This is a genomic window from Actinomadura sp. 7K507 (assembly GCF_004348425.1).
GTDB lineage: Bacteria > Actinomycetota > Actinomycetes > Streptosporangiales > Streptosporangiaceae > Spirillospora.
In genome coordinates, this window is the sequence record NZ_SMKK01000525.1 from 1 (window position 1) to 1,352 (window position 1,352).

Genomic DNA, 1,352 nt, shown 5'->3' on the forward strand with positions numbered 1-1,352 from the left:
TCAGGGCTAATGCGTTCTCAGGTAGTGAGATCGAGTAGTTGAAGTGCGTGGGTGGGGTGTGCCCGGTAGTGGTCGTTGGCGGCGGCGATGTTGGTCCAGCCCATGAGGTTGGCGAGGGCGATGGCCAGGTTGCGCAGGCCGGCCATGATACGTGGTGCGTGGCCGGTGCGGATGTGTGAGCGGTCCTCGGCGTAGGTGACGTCGCGGACGTGGTGCAGGGCCTCGATGGTCCAGTGCCCGCGGATGAGGGCGGCGAGCTGGGCGGGTGTGGCGTGGCCTGGGGCGAGGCTGGTGACGGCGTAGATGGTTTTGATCGTCGTTTTGCCGGTGGTGCGGTCGGTGCGGCGGCGTTTGACCTGGATGGCCTGGACGGCGTGCGGGAACAGCAGCCCGGGCCGGACGGTGCAGGCTTTCAGCCGGCGGATCTCGTGGCGGCCGTGCCCGTCCTCAACGGTGCGGTCGTGCAGCTGGATCTCCCGCCAGGGCAGGCGCTTGAGCCGCCGGTGCAGGCTCTTCTGGTTGCCCTTCACGACCAGGAGGTAGTGCGCCTTTCGGTCCCGGACCAGGTGACGGGCGTGTTCACGCTGGGTGTGCAGGGCGTCGGCGGTGACGACCTTCCCGGTCAGATCCAGGCGGGCCAGCAGCGGGACGAACGCGGGGATCTCGTTGCTCTTGGCGTCGACCTGGCGTTGCGCCACCACGGTCCGCCCGTCGTGCAGGGCCGCCGCCAGCAGATGCGTCACCGTTCCGTCCGGGCGGCGGCTGCCCCGCAGCGTCTTGCCGTCCACCGACACCGCCTCCGGTCCGGCCTGGTACCCCGCGTCGGGGTCGTGGGCCAGGGCTGACAGATAGGCCCCGATCACCTTGTCGAAGGCGTCGCCGTCGAGCCGTGCCAGCAGCCGCCCCAGCGTTGTCACGACCGGCCTTGCCGCCGGCAACCCCAGGTCGGCGAGTACGCGTGGGTCCAGTTCCGCGGCGATCCTGCTGATCTTCGCCAGGCTGGTGGCGCCGCTGAGCACGGCGACCAGGCACAACGCCAGCAGAGGGCCGAGCCGGTACCGGCGGCCGCGGCGACGTCGCGGATCGGGAATGCGGTCCAGCACCTCCACCAGTACCGGCAGGCCGGGCAGGTCGGTGACGGGACATGGCGGGACGACGCCCTCGCAGTGGCGAACCAGGGCGTCGATCGGGGAGGATGGCACGCGAACGCGGTCCCTGTCTTGATCGACTGGCTTAGACACCCAAGATCATCGGGGACCGCGTTCGTCGTTCACAACCCCCCGGGTGCCACCCGCCGTTTGGCCTGCCGATCTACCGGCTCATCTCAGCATCTGAGAACGCATTAGCCCTGG

Annotated in this window: 1 protein-coding gene; it reads right to left on the reverse strand. The window is 69.5% G+C overall.

Translation table 11 applies throughout. The features are described from left to right. Positions 1 to 17 precede the first annotated feature (17 nt). Positions 18 to 1,202, reverse strand: coding sequence for an ISAs1 family transposase (locus tag E1285_RS45050; RefSeq protein ID WP_165967060.1), 1,185 nt, complete (start codon positions 1,200 to 1,202; stop codon positions 18 to 20). Between the last annotated feature and the right edge of the window lie 150 nt (positions 1,203 to 1,352).